Origin of the sequence: Megasphaera sp. An286 (assembly GCF_002163455.1) — a bacterium.
GTDB lineage: Bacteria > Bacillota > Negativicutes > Veillonellales > Megasphaeraceae > Megasphaera > Megasphaera stantonii.
Genome location: NZ_NFIY01000022.1, coordinates 15,127 through 40,841 on the forward strand (window position 1 = coordinate 15,127; position 25,715 = coordinate 40,841).

General features: G+C 50.7%; 22 protein-coding genes and 1 CRISPR repeat array. Of the genes, 3 read left to right on the forward strand and 19 right to left on the reverse strand.

The genetic code is table 11. The features are described from left to right. Positions 1–85: 85 nt before the first annotated feature. Genes B5F80_RS09580 through B5F80_RS09590 form a run of 3 tightly spaced genes read right to left on the reverse strand, consistent with a single transcriptional unit; the run spans position 86 to position 2,026 of the window. Positions 86–709, reverse strand: a complete 624-nt coding sequence (locus B5F80_RS09580) for a hypothetical protein (RefSeq protein ID WP_143747180.1) — start codon at positions 707–709, stop codon at positions 86–88. A 44-nt stretch (positions 710–753) separates the two neighbouring features. Further along, a complete protein-coding gene (locus B5F80_RS09585) occupies positions 754–1,812 on the reverse strand; it encodes a recombinase family protein (protein WP_087478609.1) in 1,059 nt (352 codons plus the stop codon). A gap of 31 nt (positions 1,813–1,843) precedes the next feature. Next, entirely contained in the window at positions 1,844–2,026 is a 183-nt protein-coding gene (locus B5F80_RS09590) for a hypothetical protein (RefSeq protein WP_087323813.1), read from the reverse strand. A 217-nt stretch (positions 2,027–2,243) separates the two neighbouring features. Here B5F80_RS09590 and B5F80_RS09595 point away from each other — a divergent pair, with 217 nt between their 5' ends. The 3 genes from B5F80_RS09595 to B5F80_RS09605 all read left to right on the forward strand — a co-directional run bounded on the left by B5F80_RS09595 (position 2,244) and on the right by B5F80_RS09605 (position 4,675). Next, positions 2,244–2,630, forward strand: a complete 387-nt coding sequence (locus B5F80_RS09595; RefSeq protein WP_087478610.1) for a DUF3846 domain-containing protein — start codon at positions 2,244–2,246, stop codon at positions 2,628–2,630. A 50-nt stretch (positions 2,631–2,680) separates the two neighbouring features. Next, positions 2,681–3,514 (forward strand): ArdC-like ssDNA-binding domain-containing protein, encoded by an 834-nt coding sequence (locus B5F80_RS09600; protein ID WP_087478611.1) that lies wholly within the window; start codon positions 2,681–2,683, stop codon positions 3,512–3,514. Positions 3,515–3,676: 162 nt separating this feature from the next. Next, positions 3,677–4,675 (forward strand): AAA family ATPase, encoded by a 999-nt coding sequence (locus B5F80_RS09605; RefSeq protein ID WP_158099978.1) that lies wholly within the window; start codon positions 3,677–3,679, stop codon positions 4,673–4,675. 69 nt (positions 4,676–4,744) lie between these two features. On the opposite strand, the gene B5F80_RS09610 is transcribed toward B5F80_RS09605, so the two are convergent. The 16 genes from B5F80_RS09610 to rpsO all read right to left on the reverse strand — a co-directional run bounded on the left by B5F80_RS09610 (position 4,745) and on the right by rpsO (position 24,759). Continuing rightward, on the reverse strand, positions 4,745–5,650 hold the full coding sequence (locus B5F80_RS09610; protein ID WP_087478613.1) for a hypothetical protein: 906 nt from the start codon (positions 5,648–5,650) through the stop codon (positions 4,745–4,747). Then, the gene (locus tag B5F80_RS09615) at positions 5,643–6,464 is read right to left on the reverse strand and encodes a toll/interleukin-1 receptor domain-containing protein (RefSeq protein WP_087478614.1); all 822 of its coding nucleotides are present in this window, start codon (positions 6,462–6,464) and stop codon (positions 5,643–5,645) included. The genes B5F80_RS09610 and B5F80_RS09615 overlap by 8 nt, the downstream gene beginning before the upstream one ends. Before the next feature lie 18 nt (positions 6,465–6,482). Continuing rightward, positions 6,483–10,460 (reverse strand): Eco57I restriction-modification methylase domain-containing protein, encoded by a 3,978-nt coding sequence (locus B5F80_RS09620; protein WP_087478615.1) that lies wholly within the window; start codon positions 10,458–10,460, stop codon positions 6,483–6,485. After that, a complete protein-coding gene (locus tag B5F80_RS09625; protein WP_204246386.1) occupies positions 10,460–11,419 on the reverse strand; it encodes a hypothetical protein in 960 nt (319 codons plus the stop codon). The genes B5F80_RS09620 and B5F80_RS09625 overlap by 1 nt, the downstream gene beginning before the upstream one ends. Before the next feature lie 32 nt (positions 11,420–11,451). Continuing rightward, on the reverse strand, positions 11,452–11,664 hold the full coding sequence (locus B5F80_RS09630) for a helix-turn-helix transcriptional regulator (protein WP_087478617.1): 213 nt from the start codon (positions 11,662–11,664) through the stop codon (positions 11,452–11,454). 1,244 nt (positions 11,665–12,908) lie between these two features. Further along, positions 12,909–14,915: a hypothetical protein gene (locus B5F80_RS09635; RefSeq protein ID WP_087478618.1), complete on the reverse strand. Its 2,007-nt coding sequence runs from the start codon at positions 14,913–14,915 to the stop codon at positions 12,909–12,911. Positions 14,916–14,928: 13 nt separating this feature from the next. Then, complete coding sequence (locus tag B5F80_RS09640; protein WP_087478619.1) at positions 14,929–15,261, reverse strand: hypothetical protein; 333 nt, start codon at positions 15,259–15,261, stop codon at positions 14,929–14,931. Then, positions 15,261–15,728 carry a hypothetical protein gene (locus B5F80_RS09645; RefSeq protein WP_087478620.1) on the reverse strand — a complete coding sequence of 156 codons (468 nt, stop codon included), beginning with the start codon at positions 15,726–15,728 and terminating at the stop codon, positions 15,261–15,263. Before B5F80_RS09645 ends, B5F80_RS09640 begins: the two co-directional genes overlap by 1 nt. Before the next feature lie 204 nt (positions 15,729–15,932). After that, a complete protein-coding gene (locus B5F80_RS09650) occupies positions 15,933–16,241 on the reverse strand; it encodes a hypothetical protein (protein WP_087478621.1) in 309 nt (102 codons plus the stop codon). A gap of 678 nt (positions 16,242–16,919) precedes the next feature. Further along, positions 16,920–18,572, reverse strand: coding sequence for a 23S rRNA (uracil(1939)-C(5))-methyltransferase RlmD (gene rlmD, locus B5F80_RS09655; protein ID WP_087478622.1), 1,653 nt, complete (start codon positions 18,570–18,572; stop codon positions 16,920–16,922). A gap of 39 nt (positions 18,573–18,611) precedes the next feature. Then, positions 18,612–19,916: a thymidine phosphorylase gene (locus tag B5F80_RS09660; RefSeq protein ID WP_087478623.1), complete on the reverse strand. Its 1,305-nt coding sequence runs from the start codon at positions 19,914–19,916 to the stop codon at positions 18,612–18,614. Between the two features lie 5 nt (positions 19,917–19,921). Continuing rightward, on the reverse strand, positions 19,922–21,094 hold the full coding sequence (locus B5F80_RS09665; RefSeq protein ID WP_087478624.1) for a phosphopentomutase: 1,173 nt from the start codon (positions 21,092–21,094) through the stop codon (positions 19,922–19,924). Positions 21,095–21,126: 32 nt separating this feature from the next. Further along, complete coding sequence (locus B5F80_RS09670; protein WP_087478625.1) at positions 21,127–21,684, reverse strand: NUDIX hydrolase; 558 nt, start codon at positions 21,682–21,684, stop codon at positions 21,127–21,129. A gap of 74 nt (positions 21,685–21,758) precedes the next feature. Continuing rightward, positions 21,759–22,208, reverse strand: coding sequence for a dUTP diphosphatase (dut, locus tag B5F80_RS09675; RefSeq protein ID WP_087478626.1), 450 nt, complete (start codon positions 22,206–22,208; stop codon positions 21,759–21,761). A gap of 9 nt (positions 22,209–22,217) precedes the next feature. Beyond that, positions 22,218–24,356 (reverse strand): polyribonucleotide nucleotidyltransferase, encoded by a 2,139-nt coding sequence (locus tag B5F80_RS09680; RefSeq protein ID WP_087478627.1) that lies wholly within the window; start codon positions 24,354–24,356, stop codon positions 22,218–22,220. A gap of 136 nt (positions 24,357–24,492) precedes the next feature. Continuing rightward, entirely contained in the window at positions 24,493–24,759 is a 267-nt protein-coding gene (gene rpsO, locus B5F80_RS09685; RefSeq protein WP_087478628.1) for a 30S ribosomal protein S15, read from the reverse strand. A gap of 269 nt (positions 24,760–25,028) precedes the next feature. Next, positions 25,029–25,476: a CRISPR direct-repeat array (repeat unit 28 nt; unit sequence TTTCTAAACTGCCTATTCGGCAGATAAC). The last annotated feature ends 239 nt before the right edge of the window (positions 25,477–25,715 follow it).

Sequence of the window (25,715 nt, forward strand, 5' to 3'; positions counted from 1 at the left end):
ACCACGACAAACAGCCGCTTTTCTGCAAAGGGTATCCTTACAGAAAAGCGGCTGCTTTTTATTGTGATAACCGATTATAAACGCATTACACCGCAGCGCCGGTTTCTTGTCTTGTCAACAGCACGACCGTCTCATCACTACTTTCGTTAGGTAGGGAATTATCGTCATTGTCGATAATCACGTCTTGCGACGAAACACCGTCAAATTCAAGGGGAACCTTGAACCGAACACTTTTGATCCAGAGGCCGTTTGACTGCCTCTCAGGGTAAATCTGTACGCTGTCCAGCAGTGCATGCATGATTTCCTGTTCGTCACGCTCCGGCATAATGTCCATCATGTCCACGATAATCCGCATGGTGGCATACACTTCCTCAGCCGTAGCAGCCTTGCTCCCGGCGTTCTGAATGGCAATATTTACCTGATTGATCTTGCTGTCCAATTCAGCGATACGCTTCATTCGCTGGCGCAGCAGCCCTTGCAGGTCATCGTACATTTCATCGTAGAGATCATCGTCGGCGTCAAGCTCCATAATCTTCGATAGTAGCTTGGACTTCTGGCGTTCTTCCTTTTTCTTTGTGGCAACGAGAGTATCAGATTCCGCCTGCAAGGCATCCAGATTGGCGTCGGTTCCGATGGATTTCATGATATCCTGCGTGAAATCCATATTCCGCAACGCTTCCTGGACCACGCGGCGCACCTGCTCATTCACATCGTCCTGCCGGATATGCTTTGTGTATGTGCAGCGCTGGCCGCTCACGGTTTTGGTATTCTTGCAAATGTAGTACCACATGTCCGAATAGAATTCGCCGGAACCGTCTTTTTCTTTTTCCTATTCACCGCGCCATACATCGGCGCACCGCAGACAGGGCATTTGACGAGACCGGAAAGGATGTGAGCGTGTTGCGGGCTGTATCTTTTTTCCCGCTTATAGGCATTCAACTCGCGTTTTACTTGCGCGGCTTGCCAGAGATCGTACGAAATAATGGCCTCATGCTTGCCGTCAAATGTTTCATATTCCGCCTGTTTGACAATGTGGTATTCGTTTCGTGTTTCTTCGATTTTCTCGTTTTTCCGGCGTCCGTAGGCAATTTTTCCGGCATAGACTGGATTGTCCAATACACCCCTCACGAAAGTGGTTGAAATCCGACTGTATATCCCATTTTGGCGGGTCTGCTTACTATATCCGTTCTCATTCAACCATTTGGCAACGCCATTTATACCCATATCAGACTGCACATATTTTTCGAAAATTAGCCGAACAAGCGCAGCTTCGGAATCTTCGATGACCAGTACACCATCCTCGATCCGATAGCCGTATGGAGCCTGACCACCGTTCCATTTGCCTTCGCGGGCCTTCTGCCAACGCCCGGCCATCGTCTGCGCCTGGATGTTTTCGCGCTCCAACTCGGCGACACCGGCAAGAACAGGAAAGAGGATTTTTCCGGCAGCACTAGCAGAATCAATCCCATCTTCCACGCAGATGAGATTGACACCGAAATCCTGCATGATCTGCAAGTTGTTCAGCACATCAGCGGCATTCCTGCCAAACCGGGACAGCTTGAACACCAGAACATAATCAACATGATCCTCATTGTCGTTCTGTATCCGTTGCATCATGGCTTGAAACTGCGGCCTGCCGGTGGTATTCTTGCCGGATTTGCCTTCGTCCGAAAAGACGGCAACTACCTGCAAACTGCGGTGAGCAGCCTCCTTTTTCAGTCGATCTTGTTGTGCATCCAGACTGTATCCGTCCACCTGCATCTGCGTGGAAACGCGGGTATAGAGATAGCAGTGTTTCTTTGCTTGATTCATATGTTGCCTCCTTTATTTCAGGAATTCATACTCAAACAAAGTCGGCACTATAGTAGCCATTTTTTTCTGCCCCTTCCTGTATCTGATGCTCTTTCAGCCATTCACGCAGAAGGGCAGAAACCGTCATGTCTTTATCCAATGCAATCTGCTTGAGCGCCTTGCGCTCTTCCTTTGTCATCGTAATCGTCAAATTTACCATGTTTCTTTCTGCCATTTTGATTTTCCTCTCAACACAGAATTCTGTGTTCTTGTGTATTTGTGTAATAACATAACACAGAATTCCGCAAAAATCAACATATAATCATAGAAAAAGCGAATATATATCAAACTTCTTAACCTGTATGCACGCGCCCAGAGGGCGCGGCCGGGTGTAGGTATGAAGATCTCACCGGACCGGCTCGCCGACCCCGCATACAGAAAGGAGAAAGACCATGAAGATCCTGAGAGTCGAACCTGAGAAATCCCCTGAGATCGTCGATATGGACGGCACGCTCGAAGCACTGCAGGCAGCAGTCGGCGGCTATATCGAGGCCGTGTATCCGTTTGACGACCCCGTCGCAATCGTCTGCAACGATGACGGCAAATTCAACGGCATGCAGCCGAACAGGGCATTATATGACACAGACGGCGAGATCATGGATATCATCGCCGGCACGTTCCTGATCGTTGGTCTGTCTGATGACAATTTCGCCGAACTGTCCGATGAGTTGGCAGCAAAGTACGCCGCGCTATTTGGGACGCCAGAGGCCTTCTTGCGATCCGGCGACCACATCCTCGTATTTCCCATGGGCCCGGACCCGGACGCGTGTCCGTTCTGACCGTATGCCGCTAAATATAGTCTATATATAAATAAGAAAGGGTGACGCAGATGTCTGATCTGACTCGTAAATATATTGCCGATCTGGACGCCGGTGTGCGTGACTTGTTCGCGTCTGACCGGTGGCGCAGTTACCTTGAATTTCTGTCAAAGTTTCACCGCTACTCGGCTAACAACACAATCGCGATCTATCTGCAGCGTCCAACCGCATCTCTTGTCGCATCTTTCTCCGATTGGCGCCGCAAAGGGCGCCAGGTACGCAAGGGCGAGCACGGGATCAAGATCCTGGCTCCTCACACCATCAAGGACATTGACGACGAAACAGGCGAGATCAAGCAGCGTATGGGTTTTCACCTTGCATACTGTTTTGACGTATCGCAGACCGATGGAAAGGACCTTCCCGAAGGCCCGGCGCATCAACTGACCGGCACTGTCGATGGCTTTGCCCGCATCTGGGATACGCTCCTGGCTGTATCTCCTGTGCCTGTGTCGGTCGAGCCGATCACAGACTGCGAAGCCAACGGATACTACAGCCATGCTGACCAGCGCATTGTCATCCGCGACGGCCTGGCAGAGCTGCAGCGCGTCAAGACAGCAATCCATGAAATCGCTCACGCCATGCTGCATGCCAAAGGTGCGGAAGAAGCCGATGCAGACCGCAGCACGCGGGAAGTACAAGCCGAATCTGTGGCGTATGTCGTCTGCCGCGCCCTGGGCCTGGACACTTCCGATTACTCTTTCGGATACGTCGCGGGCTGGAGTGCTGACAAAGAGCTCAAAGCCCTCAAGGCGTCTCTTGACTGTATCGTGCGCACGTCCGACAAGATTCTCAAGGCGTTCGAACCTTCCGAAAACAACAGCGGCCGGGAAACCTCGGCCGCTTGATCTCACAAAAACCATCATAAAATCGACAAATATATTGACTTTTTGTGCAAAATATATTATAATATGCATAATTCGAAAAGCAATATGCTTTGTAACGACACCGTGCACACATTTCCGCATGGTGTCTTTTTTTGTCCACATGAAACGAAAGGAGATGCGTGTATGGAAATGAGCGTCCGAGACTATAAGCGGGCCATAGCCGACGGCAAGATCGACAACTGGTCGCCCAAGGATATCGAGCAATGGCTGCACTCCGACGTCGGCGGGATCGTGGGCCAAGACGCAGCCTGCCGGGCCGCGGCCATGATCGTGTACAACCATTTTGAGCGCCGCCCTTCTGTCTCCTTGTTTGCGGGACCGACCGGCTGCGGCAAGACTGAGATCTGGCGAGCGCTGCGCCGCGAATACAGCGCCGACAACGTCCACATTATCGACGCATCGACACTGACAGCAGAAGGCTGGCGCGGCAGCAACAAGATCTCGTCCATATTCAGATCGATCCGTCCGGATCGCCGTGGCCGCTGCATCCTTGTCCTTGACGAATTTGACAAAGTGCTGGAGCCTCAATACGGCGCCCAGGGCACCAATTACAGCGATCTGATACAAAATCAACTGCTTCGCCTGTGCGACCATGACACGCTCTTTTTTGGAGCTGGCGATGACAGCAACAGCGCCCTGTCGGTTGACTGTGCCGGCGTATCAGTCGTGATGCTTGGAGCGTTTGCGCGGTTGCAGGAGCGCAAGTCGCACGCTAAAAAGCACATCGGGTTCGGCAGCGCCCCCGCCGGAGACATACAGGCAGAAGAGATTACAGTTGATGATCTGATTTCCTACGGTATGCGGGCCGAGCTTGCGGGCCGCATCAACCGTATCGTCTGCATGGATTCTTTGACAATCCAGGACCTGGTACGGATCGGCAAAGATGAGGCCGACCACCTCTCACTGCTGCTTGACCGGCCTGTCGATATCGCGCCAGATGCTCTGATCATGCTGGCGCGTATTGCTCTGCACAAGGGGCTCGGCGCCCGCTGGATGAAATCCAAGATCGGCACGATGATTGACGATATGATCTATGATGACCCAGATGCGCCACGCTATGTGTTCGAGTATGAGCCACCGGACGCAGACAAACGCAGACAGGAAGAATTTAGCATTGATTGAGCTTATTGATAAAACAAGGAACAGGATAACAAAAAGGCCATCCGTTATTCGTGACGGATGGCCTTTCTTTCATGTATGATTTTTTGAATCTGCAGAATCGTATTTACTATGCAGTTCTCTGCTGTCAGCAATTAACTCGGCAAGATACAAAAGCTCATCCATATTCTCGTCACCGGATTTTCGTGTAGTGTAGGTCTTTAATGTTGATGTGACCGTCTCGATTATCCTGTCTGCAGTTTGGAATTCATATTGGCTATTGTAAAGCATTTTGCGCACAGTGTCACGCCAAAATGACAATTCTTTTTGTAAATCAGAAATACGAGCAAAATAATAAAGCCGAAGTTCATTGATTGCTTTTGTTGATTGTTCTTTTTGGTCATCCATTTTACCTGATAATTTTTCAAGTTCGGCCGAAGCCTTCTCCGATTTTTTTTCAACTTCTCGGATATTATTTTGAACTTGCAAGATTCGTCTCTTGGAAAACCACAGTGTAATACTTGATCCGATAATCATTACAATGCCAGCAACACATATTGCCCATAAAATTTGAACAATAAACGGTGTGTTGCGCTCAGCAGAGTTCATGCTTATTTTGTAATCGCTTTCCGCAATAATCTGACCTTGTAAAATCGGTTGTTCTGTCCAAATTGTAAGCGTGTAATTAGATTTAGGTGAGATACTGTCTGATTCAATATAGTGTTGATGTAAATTGAATCCGTCACTTGACTTCATATCCAAAATGTCAATTTCCGAATCGATGTATAGGGATAAACCTGGAAGTGTTTCTTCTTTTAAGTTTTGAACGCTAACAACCGTTAAATATTGTCCATCCAATTCAGCACTGGCAGAAATATTTACAATTGCACTTTCCATAGTAAACCATTGAACAGCCACAGAGAACATAAGTCCAATAATGACCGGTATGGCAGCCTCTATCACAATATGCACCAACTTCGGCTTTTCTCTATTACTCACATAACTCCTCCTTTTGGCTGGCAATCTTATTTATTTGCTCAATAAATTTATCTCTCGCCAATTCCCAAGTATTGGATATAGTGGGTGGTAAAGCAAACATCTTCTCAATCTGTTCTTTGAAAGTGTTCAATCTCATTTTATCGTTGGCTCTAAACCATACCGGCTGCTTGTCCAATAAACCTCTAATTTGGCTACTGTCAAAGTCAGGCATCAGAATTTCCTGATACTTTTTCTTCATGGCCCAAATAGCTCCGGCTTCATTTAGGCAAGCTGGACTTTCAAAATATTTGTCTGTGTACCAAAGGATATAAAGCACATGTTCATTTGTGTTGATTCTGTCACGAATTTCATCCAAATTTCGCTTACCATTCTCAATGTATCCTTCTGGATGAGAGGTGCAAAAGATCACACTTTCAGGAGCTTCTATTGTTGGGCGTGGTATGCCAATGGCATGAAGGAGATCTACAAAGGCATCGACTTGATCTTTGTCAGCTTCACGATGACTGATAAAGATTTTTTCATAGTCATCTTTGAACAGCGTATGTTTAATTTCTACCAACGCATTTTTGATTGCCAATACTTCGCTTTTATTGACCGTATATGCACCGCTGTTAAAGAAGAATGTACATAAAATTGCATAAGGGGCATAGCTTTTATCGTTAATTTTATTTTGTTTGCAAAAGGAGTCCACTTTGAACTTATATGACAAATAGAGATCATTGTTAGGGCGAATATCCCCACGCTCCTGAATGTAGAACAGCATCTGGTCGCACAGAGCAATCAACTCATTGATTTCTTTTAGCTTTGGATTCATCAGGGTATCTCTCTTTCTTTATTCCATCGGCTTAATCATAGACTCGATAAAGGCGATTTCTTCGTCTGTCAGTCCATACTTCTTATACAGTTCTGCATCCGTCCACTCTTTTGAAAAATCTTGAATCGGGACTAAGGCAAAGTTAGCTTTAGAAATATGTTGTGTAGTTGTTACCTGTGCAACTAAGAAACGCACAAATTTCGTTTTCAAATATTGCAGCAAGTTTTTAGCTTCAATCTCACTGTTAAATGTGTCAACTACAATATATGTTTCGGTGCAGACAACTTTTGGAGGAAGGACTTCCATAGTGGAAAAAATGCGGCGTTTACCGTCTTTGTCTGCTCGCCCGGCATGGTCGTATGTTAGATACGACATAATAACTTTCCATTTGTCAATCCAATCAAAAGCTCCGGTTACCAGCTCTCGTTTAAACGGACCAATACCTTTGTTGTATCGCAGTTGAATATCTCCATCTTCGGTTGGAACTACATAAGTTCTAAGTCCAAACGGCTTTTGCGAACTAACTTTTGAATCATAAAATTCCGTAGTTTGTTGCTGTACCTTATTGAGAATTGACAAGGCTTGACCATAACGGACAAAGACTTTGTTGTCATCAAGCTGCCGAAGGGTTTCGTAGCGAGCACCATTATGAAAATTCACAACCTCACAGCTTCCATTGTGATTCTCGTCCCATAAAAAATAGCAAATGCCCCCGGCGATATCAACTCCTGCAAAACAGTCATTAGAATCCGAATAATCAAACAGTTGCCTTATCCTATGGTCGTGCAACATCGATTCTCTAAAAGCATCCAACCCACGACCACCAGAGTACCAGCGTGCCGGAATAATCATTGAAACATAGGTGGGTTTCAACTCTTTTGCTTGCTCAACAAAATAGTTATACACTGGCGTTGCGCTTGCTTTACTGCCACCATCCATCACTTGATAAGGCGGATTACCTACTACGGCATCAAATTTCATGGCTTTCACCCCTTCCTGCTTCCAATAGCTGGGCTTCAAAACCCGGTCAACAAACTGCCGGGGCTTATTCTTCATCATGTTGATCAGGTCGTCAAAATAATGGGCATTCACCGGAATATCCCGATATCCGGCCAGTGTGCGCCGGGTGATCTGCTTTGCCATAGGGGTCTTGCAAATCACAAACACATTTTCCCGTACAGTCGCATCCCAAAGCTGCTGCAATTTTGCATCGTCCGGTTCTTCTTCGGAACAAGTGGCGCACCGGCTACGGAAAATGCTGTATGTTACATATAAGGGATACAGGCCCGTTTTAGAGTTGATCTCCAGCACACGGGCACCGGCGTTTGCAAAGGTGTCCGCTGTTACTTTTCCATGATCCACAAAGCGGGGGGCATCTGCCATCTGCTCATGAGCTTCGTCGTAGAAGTCATAGCCGCCCAGACAGTCGCTCATGTGCATATTCACTACCCGCCATGGGGTCAGAACAGTTTCCTTGTCCGGGTTTTTGAAGCAAGCAAACAGCTGTGCAATTTTCTTGACCCGCTCCGTGGGAGAAAGCTCATCGGCGCTGAGAACCGTGGTGCGAATCCGGCGACCAGCAGCCACAAAGATTTCCGGGTCATAGTATTTGATGAAACTTTTGAACATCTCTTTGGTGACACCGGAAGGCATAAATTCCTCCCAGGAGGAATCGTCCACGATGTCCACCAACTTTTCCATGTTGATATCCTCGTCAATGGGAATATCAGCGCCGTAAATCAGCAACGGCATACGGATAGAAATACCACGCAGGATGGAAATCGCATTATTTTTGAGCTTCTGCTTTTCCTTCATCTCCTGCAAACGCTTTTCTTCATCCGGTGTGCGCTCCCGCTTGGGCTTTTTCTCAATCCGGCCCAGTTCTTCGTATTCTTCATCCGTAAAGCCCTGGGCGTTGATGTCGATTTCTTTGGCCTTAGGTGCTGCCTTGGATGTGCCGACAATCTTCTTTAGGTTATTGAACTTCTCGATATCAAGTTCTTCCAGACGCAGCAACTCATCGTTATATAGATTGGTGTCATCAAAACCGTTCTGTACGGCCCGTTCCGCATAGGCCCGCTTCAGCTGCTGGAGCAGGCGATTGGTGTCATAGGCTTTCATCACCGTGCCATCCACCGCAATGACCGGGCAGTAGTTTAAAAACTCGCCCATGATTCGACGGTCGGATTCATTCGCCTTGCCCGCTTTGGTAGACAGGGCCGCAGATTCCGCTACCATTTTCAAGGTGCGGTCGGGGGCAAAGTCAAACACATAGCAGCAGCGTTTGATCTTGCCGTCTTTGTTGCAGGGCGACTGTACCCGGAAGATGGTTTGCAGATAGTTGGCAGCAGAAGTGGAGAACGATCCGGCCATCATAAACACAGCCGTCCACTCCGGCACCGTGACACCGGTGGTCAGCTTGCCGCAGGAAAGGGTGATGGTGTAGCCATCGTTTCCAGCGCCGTTGATAGCCTGCCGCACCTTCTGGAGCGCATCTTCAGAGCGTTCCTCCTCATCACCGTCACCCGCCACATTGACAATATCAAATGCACCGCAGCCAAAGACCGGGTGCTTCTTCATCAGCTTGCTCAGGGCCTTAGCCTCTTTGACGCCGGGAACCATCCAAAGGGCATGGCGGAACAGGTTGCGGTATTCTTCGTTGGCATAAGGATAGTGGCTGTCCGGGTCGTCTTTTGTAATCAGGTTCAAAAAGCTCCAAACATCGCTTTCGTGGACGAAATCGCCCACCTGTGCAGTAGCTGGCATGGTCTTGTGGTCGCGCTTGATATCACCAGTCCAGACACGGAAAAACTCCCGGAAATTGAACGCCTTGTCCTCCAGCTCCACATAGCTTTTATCGGTGAGAATTTTACCCAGGTCGTAGGTGTAGATTTTCAGCTCTGGCAACTCGTCATAGGGATTGGAATCTCCAAAGTGCAGCTCGTCCCACTGTGCTTTGCGCTGCTGCTCCATCACATAATCCCAGGTGTAGATGTTATCGTCAAATTCCTTGAGAATATTGAACGGCGTACCGGACAGGGCAAGAAACTTGGTATCGTAGCCGTTTCCTTCCTTGACCAGATTCTTGATGACATCATCGCCCAGGGCGGTAGTGGTTCCTTCATGGGCCTCATCCACGATGACCAGATCCCAGTCCAGAGAGAAGACAGCATCGTTTTTGTTGAACTTGCCGCCAACAGTGGAAGAACCACGCAGATCCTGAATAGATGCAAAATAGACAAACTTTTTGCCGCTGTTCAGCAGATCTTCGATGGCAGCCCCGTGGCCCTTGGAGCCGTAGGTGTAGTCATCGGTATCATAGAAAATCTTCTGAAAATCCTCATACCATCCATCGTCCACCACAGGGCGGTGAGTAACAATAATGGTCTTGGCAAAACCAGACTTCTTAACCACCTGAAGGGCAGAAAGGGTTTTGCCGAAACGCATCTTTGCGTTCCAGAGCATCCGGCTGCCGGTTTTGAACTGTTTCAGTGTTTTCTCAATGGCTTCTTCTTGTTCCGGCCGGAACACAATAGGAGTAAAACCTGTACCTGCACCCATGCCGGACAGGTTAGGCTGGCATTTCTTCACTGCTTCGATTGCTTTCAGGACGGTGGACAGATCCACCTCGAACCATTCTCTGCTGGTAGAGTTTTTCAGCTTTTTCTTGGGAATGCCGGAGTTCTCCAGCACCCGGTGTACATCATGGTCCCGGAAAGCCTTCAACACCTGCTGTCCATCCTTGCCTCTAACAAGACGGACAGCCAACTCAGTATGTAGCAGCTGGGCAGAAATACCCGCTGTGTTCGTGTACTGCTTAATCCGGCTCAGCGCAGCCTGATTCAGCGCCTTACAGTTGGGAAACAGGGCGTCAATGGAAGCGTCTGACTGAATCGTCGTATCACCAATTTTCAAAAGCCCTTTATGAGCCTCGTCATTGATGGCAAAAACATAAATCAATTTGTACTCAAAAGAAGTTCCAAATACGGTTTCCATTATCGTTCCCCCTTCACCAAAGAGTAGTATTCCACGATCACTTTGGATCGCCAATCTTTGATTTTGCACCGTGACTGTGCAGGCTTTTGCACAATCAGTGTTTCTGTTTCTATAAAGTCAAACAGAGAAAGCTGGTTCATCTCTTCCTGAATATCACAGAGCGGTGGGCCATAGGTGAGCCCATCCATCTGCCACAGATTCCAGGAAATGATGGTAGCCACTTTTTTAAGCTCATTGAGCGTAGGTGTGCGCTTCAGTGCATACCGCATATAGTCAATAAAAGTATACAGCAGGTTTTCTCGTGCAAGCAATAAGTTGTCACCTTGGAACTCAAAACCATACACACTTTCATAAGCTCGATACGCCCATTTCAGCCATTCGCTTTCGTCGGAGGCATTTTCGGTCACCACACGCAGCTTGCGATCCAGTAAACCAATTCTGGAAAAAAGTTCGATAGGCTCACCGGTTACAGTATCATAGCGGCTCACGAGATAGGGGGCCTCACCGCAGGAAACCTCAATTCTCCGTGCATCCACATAATGCTTCCAGGTGTGCTGCTTATCCTCAGAAAACACGACCCGTTCCGTTGCCGTCCAGGTGCTGTCTTGCTGGATATTAAACACATTAGACCGACCAAACCAATGCTCGTCCACCAAGTTGTTTTGCGCGTTGCAGATCCAGGAAGGGGTAAACACTTCCGCCTTATCTCTGGTGCGGCTGTTTTTTTGCTCATGTGCCTTTGCCACACGAGGCTGAATCAGCTTAGAATGAACGCCAGTGATCAGGCTTGCGTAGATTTGCTCTGTTGCTGCATAAAGCTCCCCATGGGAGATATAGTCACTGGTTGCCCAGATAATGTTCTCATTTGTCGTTCTATCTTTTAGAAGGATATCAAGCAGTTCACGGCTGTATTGAGCAATATCTTCTTCGATCACATCCAGTTTTTCTTTAAATTGCATGATACGCCTCCTCTCTCTATCATTATGGCAATTCATTGTTGAGACTCCGGGATAAACTCAAGAATATCATCTACACCGCAGTCCAGAGCAATACAGATTTTCTCAATAGTCTGCATGGCAATATATTCATCCCGCTTCAGACGGGTAATAATGTTCAAACTGATTCCTGCTTGTTTAGCCAACTGATTGTTGCTCATCTTTCGATCGATCATTATCTTAAATAGTTTATTATATTGAACTGCCATAAATATCCTCCAGTCTTCTACTGGTTTGTAGGTGTTTATTAAATTATATCACGAATTCGTGATAATTTCAATGAAAGTGGAAGAACTATCTGTGTTGAAATGCGATATTATTTATACTTCACCATCGATATTGATTTGCAAGTGTTGTTACTTGCTGCGTCACATACCCCGGCGAATGGTGACTTTCGCATCTAGCACTGGCGCGGCTTCACGGCCGCCCCGTCACCTGTTGTGCTTTCAAAGCACATGATTTCCGCTGATTTTTACGCGGGCAGTCACTGCCTTCCATCCAGTGCTGGAGCGGCATGAGCTCCGTTCGCCCTGTCCGGGCTCAGCTGCGCTGTAGAACAACAAAAAAGGGCATAAGAGGGGGTGACGCAGCTTCGCTGCGCCCGGCATAGCCGGTACCCCTCTTACTTCGCCCTTTCGGGGTGCCCATGCCGCCGAGAGGGCGGCGAAAAAATATAACAATTATATCAACTGCTGGGCAACTTTAGGCCCACAAAATGGCTCAACTTTGGGCCGATCATGGGCCACAGCGCGGCTCACTCTTGGGCTCGTTATGGCCCACAGAAAGGCTCACTCTTGGGCCTATCTTGGCTCACTGCGAGGCTCACTCCTGGCCATAGGTCGAGAGGACGGACAATACAGCCCTGCACGAGGCCGCCGGCGGACACACGGGTGAGCGGATACAGGGGGAGGAGATCGGACAACGTAGCCGGCAACAGCAGTCCAATGCCGCCATGTGTAAAATAGCTCATTGCGTTATATAGCGTTACGTGGCAATACATGGCGGAAGGATCCCTGGGTTCCCTTGGGTTCCCAACGTTTGGGAACCCATTTTTGACTTAAAAAAGCCTGATAAATGAGCATAAAACATCTAAAAATAAGCAAGGTTCCCAAGGTTCCCATTTTTCTTTGTAAGTATATACATATGTGTCTTTGTAAGTATATACATATGTGTTATGGCATATAGTATATAGGATAGTATACGGTAATGACGAAAGTTTTTGGGAACCTTGGGAACCCAGGCGTTTCTCTAGTGAAAAAGACTGATAAATGAGAAGAAAAACACGAAAAACGGGATACATTTTAGTGGGATCCCTTGGGAACCCAGGGATCCCTGAGCGAAGTTGAGTCACATGGCATACACATGCTCTTCTCCTTCCTGTATTTTTCCAGAGTGTATTTATGCCGAAGGCAAAAAAATCCCCCTGGCAATTGCCAGGGGGATTCTATGCTATTTATTCATCGTCGTCGTCTTCGGCCACATCGAACTGCTGCCAAGGTATCGTACGCATCAGACCGCCTTTACGCCAGATGCGGCCCTTGGTCTTGCCGCCAACGTCCTGGGTCATCATAGACGGCTCAAGACGGTCTGTGAGGCGTTTATTATCGATGCGCAACCATGCATCATGCAGGACAAAGGGATTCTGCCCGCAGCGCCTGGACTCGCTATAAGTAGACAGGGCCGGATGTGACTCGTTGAGATCAGGGATGCGCGTCCGGACTCGCTCATCTGTGCCAACATAGCGGATGCCATAGTTGTTGTGAGAGGCGTACTGCTGCAGGTCATCCCGCAACGCACGCTCGCTCACAGCACGCTCGCCACACATATCACACCAGATAACATACATAGCGTACAGCAGCTCCAACGGCATGAATTCCATATGCAGGCCAGGAATGACTTCATCGAGAAAGCGCAGTGACGGAATGCTCTCTGCCAGCATATCCCGCTTGTTGGGTTCGAGTACGCGCAGCTCGTCTCTGCTGTATCCATCCAGACACGCCATCTCCACGGTCAAGTGATATGCCAGCCACTCGGCAACTTCTTCGCGCTGCACATAGTCACTCTTGATGTACGGCTTTGAGTCGTCAAAGCTCTTTTCAAACCTGATCACCACTGTATGGGATACTACGCTATCGTTTTTCTCCGAAAACACAGGTGCCCGGTTCGATTGCTGGAGCAAAAATCCGTTGAAGCGGAATTTGAACGGCGCCTCACGGATGCATCGATAAGTCATCTCCTGAGCGCGTGACAGCATCTTAGCTCTCGCACACTTGTCGATGTATGTTACAGACCCGTTGGATTCCTCGCCTACGATCGCATAAGCGCTCATGATGTTCTGGTCAAGCTCGTACGGCTTGTCCAAGTCTTCGACGGCAATCGGGATTACGCGGTCACCAGTAGATATCAGATCCTCGTCGCCAGGCTCAAGCGGCTTGTCGATCAATCTCTGCATCATAGACCAGATAGCGCCCTTACCGTTATGCCCCATACCATTAGCATTGACCCAAAAATGATACAGATTCGAGGCACCGTTGACATGACGAATAAGAAACTGCATAGCTTGCCAGATGATCTTTCTGGACGCCTGACCCTCTTTGTCGTCGTCAAAGGGATCCGTCAGCATCTGACTGGGACGCCAAGAATATCCGTCACTGGGATTGACGATGACAGGCTCAGCAACATACCCGTCATCATCGCGCTTGAGAACTGCGCCAGGCCCATACGGATGATACACAGGCAACTTGCCAAGTGTAATCTGATCAGGGTACATACGGTCAAAATTCTCATCATCATACGATGTCAGCCTCTTTGTACGATAGTCCCACAAGCCGTTGCGAAACCATACCAGCTTGTCGTCACTCTGGATGCGCACGCGCGGTGCGCGTCGGATCTCGCGATCAAACGTTGATAGATCCTGCCGCGTACCGTTAGGGCAGAGGCGCTGGAAAGCCATCATCACAGGCCCTGCGCTGTCATGTGCATTTATGATATCGTACGTACCAGCCCACCGATAGACGCCGTGCTGATCATTGTAGTAATGCTTGCAGATCATCTTGTGACTGTCTTGGCCTGTCAGCATTACCTTGATGTCACCTGTAGCAAGGATCACGCGTGCTACAACGTAGCCAGGCAGATACTCTGGTGCAGATAACTTTGATCCCCTCGGACGAGCCTGATTTTCGAGTTCGAACGCGACTCGAAATGCATTAAGTATGGCACCGCGAATCTGCTCCGGCATGTTACTGGTCGGATCAATCAGATCACGCATACTTATATTGAGCGTGTCAATCACACCATTTGCAGCCATATTGATCAGGCTGTCGCGGTCTGTGGGGTGTGTCTGCTGCTTTACTTGAGGTACAGGTTGTGCTGTGGGCTGTTGCGTCTGTATTGCCGAGGTATGTGTGGTAGAGTCAATATTCTGTTGAGGTGGATCGGAGTGTATGTTTGTATTTGTCATCTTATGTTACCTCTTACTTTTTCAAGCTAACATTGGAATGCGCATTAAGTGATCGTCGTTTACCTCTCAATCGATCAAGATCCGCACGCATCTCGCGTAACTCGCGTTTTCCGGCCTGACATGTCATTTCGCCGATTGCACGAACAACAGATTCCTTCCTGTCCTGCAAAGTGGTCAATTTTAATCCACACGCCACAAGCATATCGTATACATTTCGGCGGGCTTTAGCTCCTGTTGCAGACGGGTAGATCGCCTCGTAATCATCTAGTGCTGTGATGATCAGCACTGCACCTGAAATAATATCGGCATCTCTCCTGTTGCGATGTAATTTCTGTAGTTCCGTCATTAGTGTTCCTCCTCTTTCAAGTTCAGCGGGTTGTGTATTTCACCGGTGGTCTTGTTATAGGACAAGCCATACTCACGGTACCAGTCGATTGGACCTGGAGACCAGAGCGTCGGATATGCTGTCCGAGCATCGGCGATCATCTCGTCGTAGGTCATAGGCCATCTGTCGATCTCATAGTCGCCATGTACGGCACACAGCCGACCGTAATTATAACTATATGGCTCATTGTCTCGCGGCTTACGCCTGTAGGACGCAAATCCAATCTGGCCGTTATGGATCTCGATTGCATAAACCTTGCCAGGGTAGATCATCGGCCCATATGTGCTGCCGTCTACCGCTGCAATCATTCCACGGCCGATTTTGCGCCAATCAGGATTGCCAGAAGCTTGGAGCATGTATGCGCCAAATGGCAAAGACCGGCGGGCTGCCGAATACTCTCGCGGCGTCATAGTCGTAAAGTCTTTCACTTTTTGCCTCCTTATTTTTAAATTCTATCTCATTAGCTGAACAGCGTACGCCGCGCCAGGTCAGAAGATAGCGTGGCCGTGCTTCGGCTTATTGGAATCTCTGTCCCGGCTCGACTTCACCCCTGAATACTCGCCTCGTGTGGAGCGATTGAACTTCCACCAGCGTCTTTTTCCATCGGCCATGCAGATTGACTATAATGTGTATTAAGACCATATATGGTTCCGCAGGAAGTAAGATACACCGTCAATCGTGCACTGTCTGAGTCCTTCTATCTGCAAGTGCTCAAGAGATAAGTATGCCTCTATAGGCCATACCTCTGTGCTGGCATATCCAGAGAAAGCACGATCATACTTTTGTCTTTCGAGTTCTGCCCTACACATTCTGATAGCTTCTTTTCGAGTAATACGTTCTGCGTCTTTTGGCAGCAGATGCTCGGTGTCTGCTGTGGCGGATACGAGATAGTAAGTGTTTGCAAAATCCCGATAGTAGACGACATAATATTTGCTTTTCATGATGTATTCCTCCTATTTTGTTGTATTTTTGGTAAATAAAAAAGCAGCGCAAATAGATACGTATTACGTATCTATTTGCGCTGCTGTCCGGGTCGTTATTGGATCCTTGCTTGCGGTTTTTGCTCTTGGACTTGTCCGCTCGCCCTCACTCCGGTGTCAGTACCATCACCGGCGGCAACCAGGAGAAATCCGTCGGGTCATATGGTGTTTGCCCAAATAAGTTTTATATTAGATTTTTCATTCTGTAACTATCTTCTCGATATTTCTTTATGTTTTTAGCATACTACTTTTTCTCTGTTCAGTCAAGATTCTGACTAATTTCATAAAATCCGATTTAACCTCATAAATCAGGCTTTTTCCAACTTCAATCAGATTACGTAAAATTTTTGTAGAATTGCACAAAATACACTGGATATATTGATGCATAATTGCAGGGGAATATCCCCCCTCAAAATGGAGAAGGGCTAATACATCATATGAGGCTCAAATGTCTCAGAGCGTAAATCGCCACCGCCTTTTTCTCGGGGCGTTGGCGATTTATGCTGTACAATTTTTCTTTGTCCCGCATGTGTTTATGCTCTGGAGAGTCTTATTTGCAAACCGATCACGATTTGACCGCCACACTTGACTGAACCTGTCGGCGGCCCTGCCTCCAGTTCGGAATCTAAGCGCAATCCGTTAGATCATCTTGAAATGCTTCAACGCTGCCTCAATCGCAGCTTCCTTTTCCGGCGGGCATTTCGGCTGCTTAGCATTTTCGGATTTGGGTTTGTTGTAACACTCCCGTTCAACAATACCATGCTTCTGTTTGACCTGCGCGACATACAAGCTAGATACCTTCAAATCGTATTCAGCCTGTATCCATTGTTTTATCTCGGAATAGGTCGCACCGCCGGGCAGATCAATTTCTTTAGACGGCTCATAGTCCAAGTAGACATGTTCGCGGCTTTTCTCTAATTCCCTACCTAAGAGGACAACCGTCTCCACATGATGAGTCCGCGGAAACATATCGACAGGCTGGACTTTGACGGGTTGGTAGCCGTGGTCGTTTAAGTAGGCCAGGTCGCGGGCCAAGGTTGCCGGATTACACGATACGTAGACGACGCGTTTCGGCTGGCTTTGGGCGATGGCTGCGAGGACGGGTTCGCCGCAGCCGGCTCTGGGCGGGTCCAGGACGATGACGTCGGGGCGGACGCCGCTTTCGATGAGCTCCGGCAGTTTTTCCACGGCGTCGCCGAGGATGAATTCTGCGTTTGTCACGCCGTTGTCGGCCGCGTTTTTCACGGCGTCACGGATAGCCGGCGCAACGATTTCGATGCCGTAGACCTTTTTGGCTTTCTGGGCTAAAAAGAGGGTAATCGTGCCGGTGCCGCAGTACACGTCGGCTACGGTTTCATGGCCCTGCAAGTCGGCAAATTCCAAGGCCGTTTCATACAGGCGCTGGGCCTGCTCGCTGTTGACCTGAAAGAAGGACTGGGCGGAAATGTTGAAGGTCAGGGGGCCGATGGAGTCGTGAATTGTCGGCGTGCCGTATAAGACCTTCGTTTCCGGGCCTAAGATGACGTTGGTGCGGCGCGTATTGATGTTCTGCACGACACTGGTAAGATTGGGCAGTTCTTCGCGGAGCATAGTGATTAATTCTGCTGTATGAGGCACATCAGTCTGGGCTGTGACGAGACAGACCATGAGTTCTCCTGTCCGGACGCCGACGCGGCCCATGACGTGGCGGACGACGCCCGTGTGGGTCTGCTCGTTATAGGCCGGCACGCCATAGTCGTTCATCCATTGGCGGACGATGCGCAGAATGTCGTTGTTGCCAGCCTTTTGAATGGCGCACGACGCGACCTCAATGACCCGGTGGCTGCCGGCGGCATAGCAGCCGACGACGGCTTTCCCCTTTGCAGCCGCTGTGGGGAACTGCATCTTGTTGCGGTATTCCCACGGCGTCGCTGCGCCCAAGGTTGGAAGGACGTCTATTCCCGTCAGATGGCCGATGCGTTCCAGGGCGTCCCGTACTTGCCCCTGTTTTTCCAACAGCTCGCCGTCGTAGCTCATGTGCTGGAGCTGGCAGCCGCCGCACTGGGCGTATACGGGACACTGGGGCTCCATGCGCTGCGGCGACGGCGTGACGATGTCCTGCAGTATAGCCGTGGCGTACTGCTTTTTGACGACGTCGACTTTGGCCTGCACCGTTTCACCGGGCAGCGCCCCTCTGACAAAGACCGTAAAGTTTTCATACCGCCCTACGCCTTCGCCGCTGGAGCCGAGGCGGAGTATATCAATCGTATATATATTTCCTTTTGCAACAGGAACAGACCGGTGCTGTTTCATGAATTCCTTCCTTTCGCGCTGCGCCGTGCAGCGTTGGTATTACGTAATGATTTCGCTGATAACGGGTTCTATATGGTCCGGCCGCCGGGACTGCACGATGATGTGAGACGCAATCTCCTGGGCAATGCGAGCCATGTCGGCGTCGGCCTTGCCGTATAAGGTAAACAAGGGCTCGCCGGCCTTGACGAAATCGCCCAGCTCCTTGAACAGGCGGATGCCTACCATGGGATCAATGGGATCTTCCTTGCGGGCCCGGCCGGCACCCATAGCCATGGCGATTTCGCCCAAGGCCCGGCCGTGGATTTCCGTAATATAGCCTTCGTCAGTGCAGACGGCCGTAAACATCTGGGGCGCTTTCGTGAGAGGCCGCTTTCCGATCCACGACGCGCTGCCGCCCTGGGCTTTGACGAATTCCTTGAATTTCGCCAATCCCTTGCCGCTGGCGACGAGGTCGTCAATCATCTGTTCGCCTTCACCTTCGCTGCCGGCCTTGCCGCCGACGAGAAGCATCTGCGCGCCGATGGCCCGCACGACTTCCATGAGCCGCCGCCCTCCCCGGCCGGACAAGGCGTCGACGGCTTCGTCTACTTCGAGGCTGTTGCCGATCGCCGTGCCGAGGGGCGCTTCCATCGACGTAATGACGGCTCGCGTCGGCTTATGAGCCAGGCGGCCGATGTCCACCATCATGCGGGCCAGCTTGCGGGCGTCTTCCTTCGTTTTCATGAACGCGCCGTCGCCGTATTTCACGTCCAGCACGATGGCATCGGCGCCGGAGGCGATTTTCTTGCTCATAATGGAGCTGGCAATAAGGGGAATGCTTTCGACGGTCCCCGTCGCGTCGCGCAGGGCGTAGAGCAGCTTATCTGCCGGGGCGATGTCGCCGGACTGGGTAATGAGGGCGAGGCCCATGCGGCGGACCTGCTGCAGAAACTGGTCTTCCGGCAGCTCGATGCGAAATCCCGGAATGGCTTCCAGCTTATCCGCCGTGCCGCCTGTAAATCCCAGGCCCCGGCCGCTCATTTTCGCCACAAGCACGCCGGCTGCAGCGACTAACGGAGCGACGATGAGCGTCGTCGTATCGGCAATACCGCCGGTGCTGTGCTTGTCTACCTTGACGCCGGGGATGGACGACAAATCGACGATGTCGCCGGAACGGGCCATAGCCATGGTCAGCTCCGTCGTTTCTTCTGCCGTCATGCCGCGCAGGTATACGGCCATAAGCCAGGCCGCCGCCTGATAGTCGGCGATCCTTCCGGCCGTGTAGTCGTCAATAACGCGATGGATTTCCTCCTTCGTCAGCACCTTTCCGTCCCTCTTATGTTCAATGCAGTCTATCGGCCACATACAGCTCACCTCAATTCGCTCAGGAAGCTCGTCCCAAATTCCAGTCCTGTCAGGCCAAAGTTATCCATAATCGTCATGCCCAAATCGGCGTAGGTCTGACGAATGCCCACATCTACAGCCGCCGTAAAGGCCGGGCTGTACAGGAGCAGGGGCACCCGTTCGCGCGTATGGTCCGTACCGCGCCACGTCGGGTCGTTGCCGTGGTCGGCCGTAATGACCAGCAGCTCGTCGTCCTGCAGCTGCGGCAGGAAATCGCCTAAGGCGGCGTCGAAGTCTTCAATGCATTTGGCATAGCCGGCGACGTCGCGGCGGTGGCCGTACTGGCTGTCGAAGTCGACGAAATTCGCCATGAGCAGCCCCTTATCCTGGCGGTGGGCCAGAAGCTGTTTCGTCAGCTCAGCCATGTCTTCCGTATTATTGGATGTATGGTACGACTCGGTCAGGCCGATATGGGCGTAAATATCGCCGATTTTCCCGACGCCGACGACGCAGAAGCCCGCTTCCTTCAAGTATTCAAAGACCATTTTCCGCTTCGGCAGGCGGCTGTAGTCGCGACGGTCGCCGGTGCGGACAAAATGGCCCTGCTCGCCGATGAAGGGCCGTGCAATAATGCGCCCCACTTCGTAGGGGCCGACGCAAACTTCGCGGCGCGTAATGTCGCAGATGCGGTACAGTTCTTCCAGCGGGATGACGTCGGTGTGGGCGGCAATCTGGAACACGCTGTCTGCCGACGTGTAGACGATGGGCTGCTTCGTGCGGAAATGGTCCGGCCCGAGGCGTTCGATGATTTCCGTGCCCGACGCAACTTCGTTGCCGATATAGCCGTACCCTGTCTTGGCCGTGAACAAGTCCATTAGCTCTTTGGGGAACGCGTCGGGAAAGGTCGGGAACGGGTTGTCTACAGGATTTCCCATGAATTCCCAATGGCCGCTCGTCGTGTCCTTTCCTGCGGAAATTTCCTGCATGAGGCCGTATGCGCCGACGACATCTGCCGGTACGCTGTGGATATGGGCAACTTCTCCTAAGCCGAGGCGGCGCAGGTTCGGCACGGCCAGCGGTACGGCGGCGTCAATATGGCCGTACGTATCGGCCCCGGCGTCGCCGAATTTCGCCGCGTCCGGCGCGTCGCCAGCTCCTACGCTGTCCATTACGATGACGATAATCCGATTGAATTTCATGGTGCATCCCTCCTTGCGGCATATGCCTGTGGTTATATCCCTAAATATTTGCGCGATTTTTCAAAGGCAGCAATCGTCTTGGCGTCGACGATTTTATTGTCCGCAATCAGTTCTTCTACTTCCTGCGGCGTGTAGCGCTCGATATTCATAAATTCGTCGTCGTCCAGATGCTGGGCTCCCTTGTGGAGCTTGCGGGCCAGATACAAATAAATGCGTTCGTCGCAGAAGCCCGGCGACGTGTAGACGTAGCCCAGAGGAATCAATTCTCCTGCCGTGACGGCCGCTTCTTCTTCCAGCTCCCGGGCTGCGCAGATGTCCGGCGACTCGCCGTTGTGCTCGATTTTCCCTGCCGGGACTTCCAGCATCGGTTCGCCCGCTGCATAGCGGTACTGGCGGACGAGGATGATCTTCCCGTCGTCTGTTACCGGCAGGATAGCACAGGCGCCGAAGTGCCATACGGCTTCGCGGACGGCGGTCTTCTTTTCGCCGCCCTGGCCGTCGTCGATTTCAACCGTATCTACCGTGACGTGGAGAACCTTCCCCTTCATGATTTCCTGACGAGATACTAATGTTTCCGTGCTGATGCTCATAACGCGTTCCTCCTCAACGCAAAAAGGACGCCAGGGCAGGATATTCCCTGCCTGCAAGCGCCCTTCTGCATACCTTATTTATTTCCCGTGCTGCCAATGCCGCCGGTGCGGACAGCTTCCGCAGCGTCGTCATGGACAGTCAAATATTTCATAAAGATGCCCTGACCGATACGTTCGCCTTTTTCAATTGTATAGGGCGCATCATTTGTATTATAGTAGGCTATCATGATGTGGCCTTCGTTGTCCTGGTTATTGTAGTAATCGCTGTCTACAATACCCGTGCTGTTAGCCAGCATCAGGCCCTTTTTGAAGGCCAGGCTGGAGCGGATAAAAATGGACAAGTACTCGTCCTTTTCCATGTACGCCTTCAGCCCCGTCGGCACGACAGTCACGGCGTGAGGCTGCAGTACGACAGTCTCTGCCGCCGCCAGGTCGTAGCCGGCGCTTCCAGCCGTCTTGCGGACCGGAAGCGTCAAGCCTTTATCACGATAAGCCGTTACGATTTCAAATCCTCTGCCAGTCATATACGCACCTTATTTCTTGTCGCGGGGACCACGACGGCCGCCGCCGCGATGGGACGGAGCCGGGCTGCCGCCGCCGAGCAATGCCTTGCGGGACAGGTTGACGCGGCCCTGGCTGTCGATTTCCACGCATTTGACCATGATTTCATCGCCGATGTGGACGACGTCTTCGACCTTTTCTACCCGTTCCTTAGCCAGCTGGGAAATGTGGACCAAGCCTTCCTTGCCGGGCAGCACTTCTACGAAGGCACCGAAATTCATGATGCGCGTAACCTTGCCGACGTACGTTTCGCCTACTTCGACGTCCTTCGTCAGCGTTTCAATCCATTCCTTCGCCTTTTCGCCGCCCGCAGCGTCGACGGAGGCGATGTATACGAGGCCCGAATCTTCGATGTCGATTTTGGCGCCCGTTTCTTCCGTAATCTGCTTGATTATTTTGCCGCCCGGCCCGATGACGTCGCGAATCTTATCGGGGTCGATCTGCATGGTAATGATGCGCGGCGCATAGGGAGACAGCTCCTTCCGCGGTTCGCTGATGACCTGGAGCATCTTGCCCATGATGTGGATGCGGCCTTCGTGAGCCTGTTTCAAGGCCTGCGCCAGGATTTCGCGGCTGAGGCCTTTGATCTTAATATCCATCTGGATGGCCGTAACGCCCTTCATCGTGCCGGCGACCTTGAAGTCCATATCGCCGAGAGCGTCTTCCATGCCCTGAATATCCGTCAAAATCGTGAAGTCGTCGCCCTTCGTAACCAGGCCCATAGCCACGCCGGCTACGGGAGCTTCGATGGGAACACCGGCATCCATGAGCGCCAAAGTGCTGCCGCATACGCTGCCCATGGAGCTGGAGCCGTTCGATTCGAGGACTTCCGATACGACGCGGATCGCATAGGGGAAATCTTCTTCCTTCGGCAATACCTGTACCAGCGCCCGTTCAGCCAGCTTGCCGTGGCCGATTTCGCGGCGTCCCGGTCCGCGGGACGATTTCGTTTCGCCGACGCTGAAGGACGGGAAATTATAGTGATGCATGTAGCGGCGGTCCGTTTCAAGGCCTACGCCGTCGATATGCTGGGATTCGGAGAGCGGAGCCAAGGTGGCAAAGCTCATGATCTGCGTCTGGCCGCGGGTAAAGAGGCCCGTGCCGTGGGTGCGCTTGAACAAGCCGACTTCGCAGCTGACGGGGCGTACTTCGTCGACGCGGCGGCCGTCGGGACGAATCTTGTCGACGGCGATCATATGACGGACGATTTCCTTGATCATCTTCTGGGTGATTTCCGCGACGACGTCGCCGTCTTCCGGATAGATGTCCGCGAAGTGTTCGTAAATATCGCTTTCGACGGCATTCATCTTTTCTTCCCGTTCCATCTTGTCAGCCGTGAAAATAGCGGCTTTCATGGCTTCTTCGCCATAGGCGTGGACGGCTTCGACGATGTCGGCCGGCGGTTCTTTTTCTACGAATTCCTGCTTGGGAACGCTGATTTCGTCGAGGAAGCTGAGCTGGAATTCGACGACCTTCTTGATTTCTTCATGAGCAAACATGATGGCGTCGAGGATGTTTTCTTCCGGAACCTGCTTAGCGCCGCCTTCAACCATGAGGATGGCGTCCTTCGTGCCGGCGACGACGATATCCATATCGCTCTGTTCGCTCTGGGCTACGGTCGGGTTGATGATATACTGCCCGTCTACGCGGCCTACGCGGACGCCGGCAATCGGGCCGGCAAAGGGAATATGGGACATGCACAACGATACGGATGCGCCGATCATCGCGGCGATTTCCGGGGCGTTGTCGTGGTCTACGCAGAAATCGTAGGCGACGACGTGCACGTCATGACGATAGGTCTTCGGGAACAACGGCCGAATGGGACGGTCGATGAGGCGGGCAAAGAGCGTCGCCGATTCAGGCGGCTTGCCTTCCCGTTTAATAAAGCCGCCGGGAATCTTCCCGACAGAATACATTTTTTCTTCATAATCGACAGTGAGCGGGAAAAAGTCTGCGTCTTCGCGAGCTTCCTTCGAACCCGTCGCCGTAACGAATACAGCCGTGTCGCCGTAGCGTACCAATGCGGCGCCGCTGGCCTGCTTCGCCAATTTGCCGACTTCGATAATCAGCGGGCGGCCGGCAAAATCCATTTGGAATTTCTTTTCTTCCATTCGTGTACCTCCTTCATCATACCCGCAGGTGATAGGCACTAGCGTACGGACAGCCCCTGTCCGCGCGCTACAACCTACCACCCTGCGCTTCCTTAAAAAAGAGGCTGATGCATGTACATCAGCCTCAACTATGCAATTATTTACGCAAACCTAATTTTTCGAGAATAGCACGATACCGTTCGAGGTCGTGTTTCTGCAAGTATGCCAGCAAGTTGCGGCGCTGGCCGACCAATTTCAGCAAGCCGCGGCGGGACGCATGGTCCTTTTTGTGGCTGCGGAGATGTTCCGTCAAATACACGATGCGGCTCGTGAGCAGCGCGATCTGTACTTCCGGCGAACCCGTATCGTTTTCGTTAGCGCCAAATTTAGCAATGATTTCTTTTTTCTGATCAACTGTTAACATCTGTCTTCCTCCATTTGTGACTATAATCTATTCGCAAACCGCTAAGTGAACGTCGGAGTCTTCGATTCACTGAGCGCCCGTACGACAATGACTATTATACTATATGGCAGAAGAAGTGTAAAGATTTTTGGCGGAAAATTATGAGCCAGACCTGTAATTACCATAGGATTCAAAAGTATATAGGAGCACACAAAAGCACAACAGCCCAGCTCACCAGTACGACAGACGGCAGACGACAACTTTACATCAGCATTTCCTTGGCCGCAATATTCTGAAACTGCCTATGCGGCAGACACCAACTTAAACGTCCGATACGTGGTATTTCCAGATTTTTAAACTGCCTACTCGGCAGACAACTTCCCCACTGTATAATTAGCCCGCCATAGTTTTTTCTAAACTGCCTACTCGGCAGATAACCCGGAAAAAATGCCGCTGCGAAACCCCGTGCATTTCTAAACTGCCTATTCGGCAGATAACGAGGATATGGAGTACAAGAAGGTACTGTTGCATTTCTAAACTGCCTATTCGGCAGATAACAACCAATGTATCATACTTTTCTCTAGTCGGCTTTTCTAAACTGCCTATTCGGCAGATAACGAAATGCTGCGCGACATCGACCCGGCTATCTTTTTCTAAACTGCCTATTCGGCAGATAACTTTGTACACTTTCCCCGTCCTGACGTTCTTCATTTCTAAACTGCCTATTCGGCAGATAACTGTAAGAAAACATACTGCCATACAGCATACTTACTAGCGTATCAGTGGTTTTACCCTATTTTACCCCAAATTTTTCCGTTTGGCAAAAACCGCATATTTCCAATGGGTTTTCCTTTGCCTATTTTATTTGGGTTAATTGTAAAATGAATTTGAACAGGTAATCAAAAAACAAAAATCCATAGTGAAGCTTCATGTTAAAATGGTTTTGCGAGAAATCATCAACAAAGGAGCAATCACTA

What these genes read in the sequence shown, in the direction of transcription:
- B5F80_RS09665 (WP_087478624.1), bottom strand. Translation starts at nt 21,094, where the DNA reads ATGAAATTCAATCGGATTATCGTCATCGTAATGGACAGCGTAGGAGCT.
- B5F80_RS09590 (WP_087323813.1), bottom strand. Translation starts at nt 2,026, where the DNA reads ATGGCAGAAAGAAACATGGTAAATTTGACGATTACGATGACAAAGGAA.
- rpsO (WP_087478628.1), bottom strand. Translation starts at nt 24,759, where the DNA reads ATGTTAACAGTTGATCAGAAAAAAGAAATCATTGCTAAATTTGGCGCT.
- B5F80_RS09680 (WP_087478627.1), bottom strand. Translation starts at nt 24,356, where the DNA reads ATGGAAGAAAAGAAATTCCAAATGGATTTTGCCGGCCGCCCGCTGATT.
- rlmD (WP_087478622.1), bottom strand. Translation starts at nt 18,572, where the DNA reads ATGAAACAGCACCGGTCTGTTCCTGTTGCAAAAGGAAATATATATACG.
- B5F80_RS09635 (WP_087478618.1), bottom strand. Translation starts at nt 14,915, where the DNA reads ATGACAAATACAAACATACACTCCGATCCACCTCAACAGAATATTGAC.
- B5F80_RS09640 (WP_087478619.1), bottom strand. Translation starts at nt 15,261, where the DNA reads ATGACGGAACTACAGAAATTACATCGCAACAGGAGAGATGCCGATATT.
- B5F80_RS09605 (WP_158099978.1), top strand. Translation starts at nt 3,677, where the DNA reads ATGGAAATGAGCGTCCGAGACTATAAGCGGGCCATAGCCGACGGCAAG.
- B5F80_RS09625 (WP_204246386.1), bottom strand. Translation starts at nt 11,419, where the DNA reads ATGCAATTTAAAGAAAAACTGGATGTGATCGAAGAAGATATTGCTCAA.
- B5F80_RS09615 (WP_087478614.1), bottom strand. Translation starts at nt 6,464, where the DNA reads ATGAATCCAAAGCTAAAAGAAATCAATGAGTTGATTGCTCTGTGCGAC.
- dut (WP_087478626.1), bottom strand. Translation starts at nt 22,208, where the DNA reads ATGACTGGCAGAGGATTTGAAATCGTAACGGCTTATCGTGATAAAGGC.
- B5F80_RS09585 (WP_087478609.1), bottom strand. Translation starts at nt 1,812, where the DNA reads ATGAATCAAGCAAAGAAACACTGCTATCTCTATACCCGCGTTTCCACG.
- B5F80_RS09595 (WP_087478610.1), top strand. Translation starts at nt 2,244, where the DNA reads ATGAAGATCCTGAGAGTCGAACCTGAGAAATCCCCTGAGATCGTCGAT.
- B5F80_RS09650 (WP_087478621.1), bottom strand. Translation starts at nt 16,241, where the DNA reads ATGAAAAGCAAATATTATGTCGTCTACTATCGGGATTTTGCAAACACT.
- B5F80_RS09660 (WP_087478623.1), bottom strand. Translation starts at nt 19,916, where the DNA reads ATGTGGCCGATAGACTGCATTGAACATAAGAGGGACGGAAAGGTGCTG.
- B5F80_RS09600 (WP_087478611.1), top strand. Translation starts at nt 2,681, where the DNA reads ATGTCTGATCTGACTCGTAAATATATTGCCGATCTGGACGCCGGTGTG.
- B5F80_RS09670 (WP_087478625.1), bottom strand. Translation starts at nt 21,684, where the DNA reads ATGAGCATCAGCACGGAAACATTAGTATCTCGTCAGGAAATCATGAAG.
- B5F80_RS09630 (WP_087478617.1), bottom strand. Translation starts at nt 11,664, where the DNA reads ATGGCAGTTCAATATAATAAACTATTTAAGATAATGATCGATCGAAAG.
- B5F80_RS09620 (WP_087478615.1), bottom strand. Translation starts at nt 10,460, where the DNA reads ATGGAAACCGTATTTGGAACTTCTTTTGAGTACAAATTGATTTATGTT.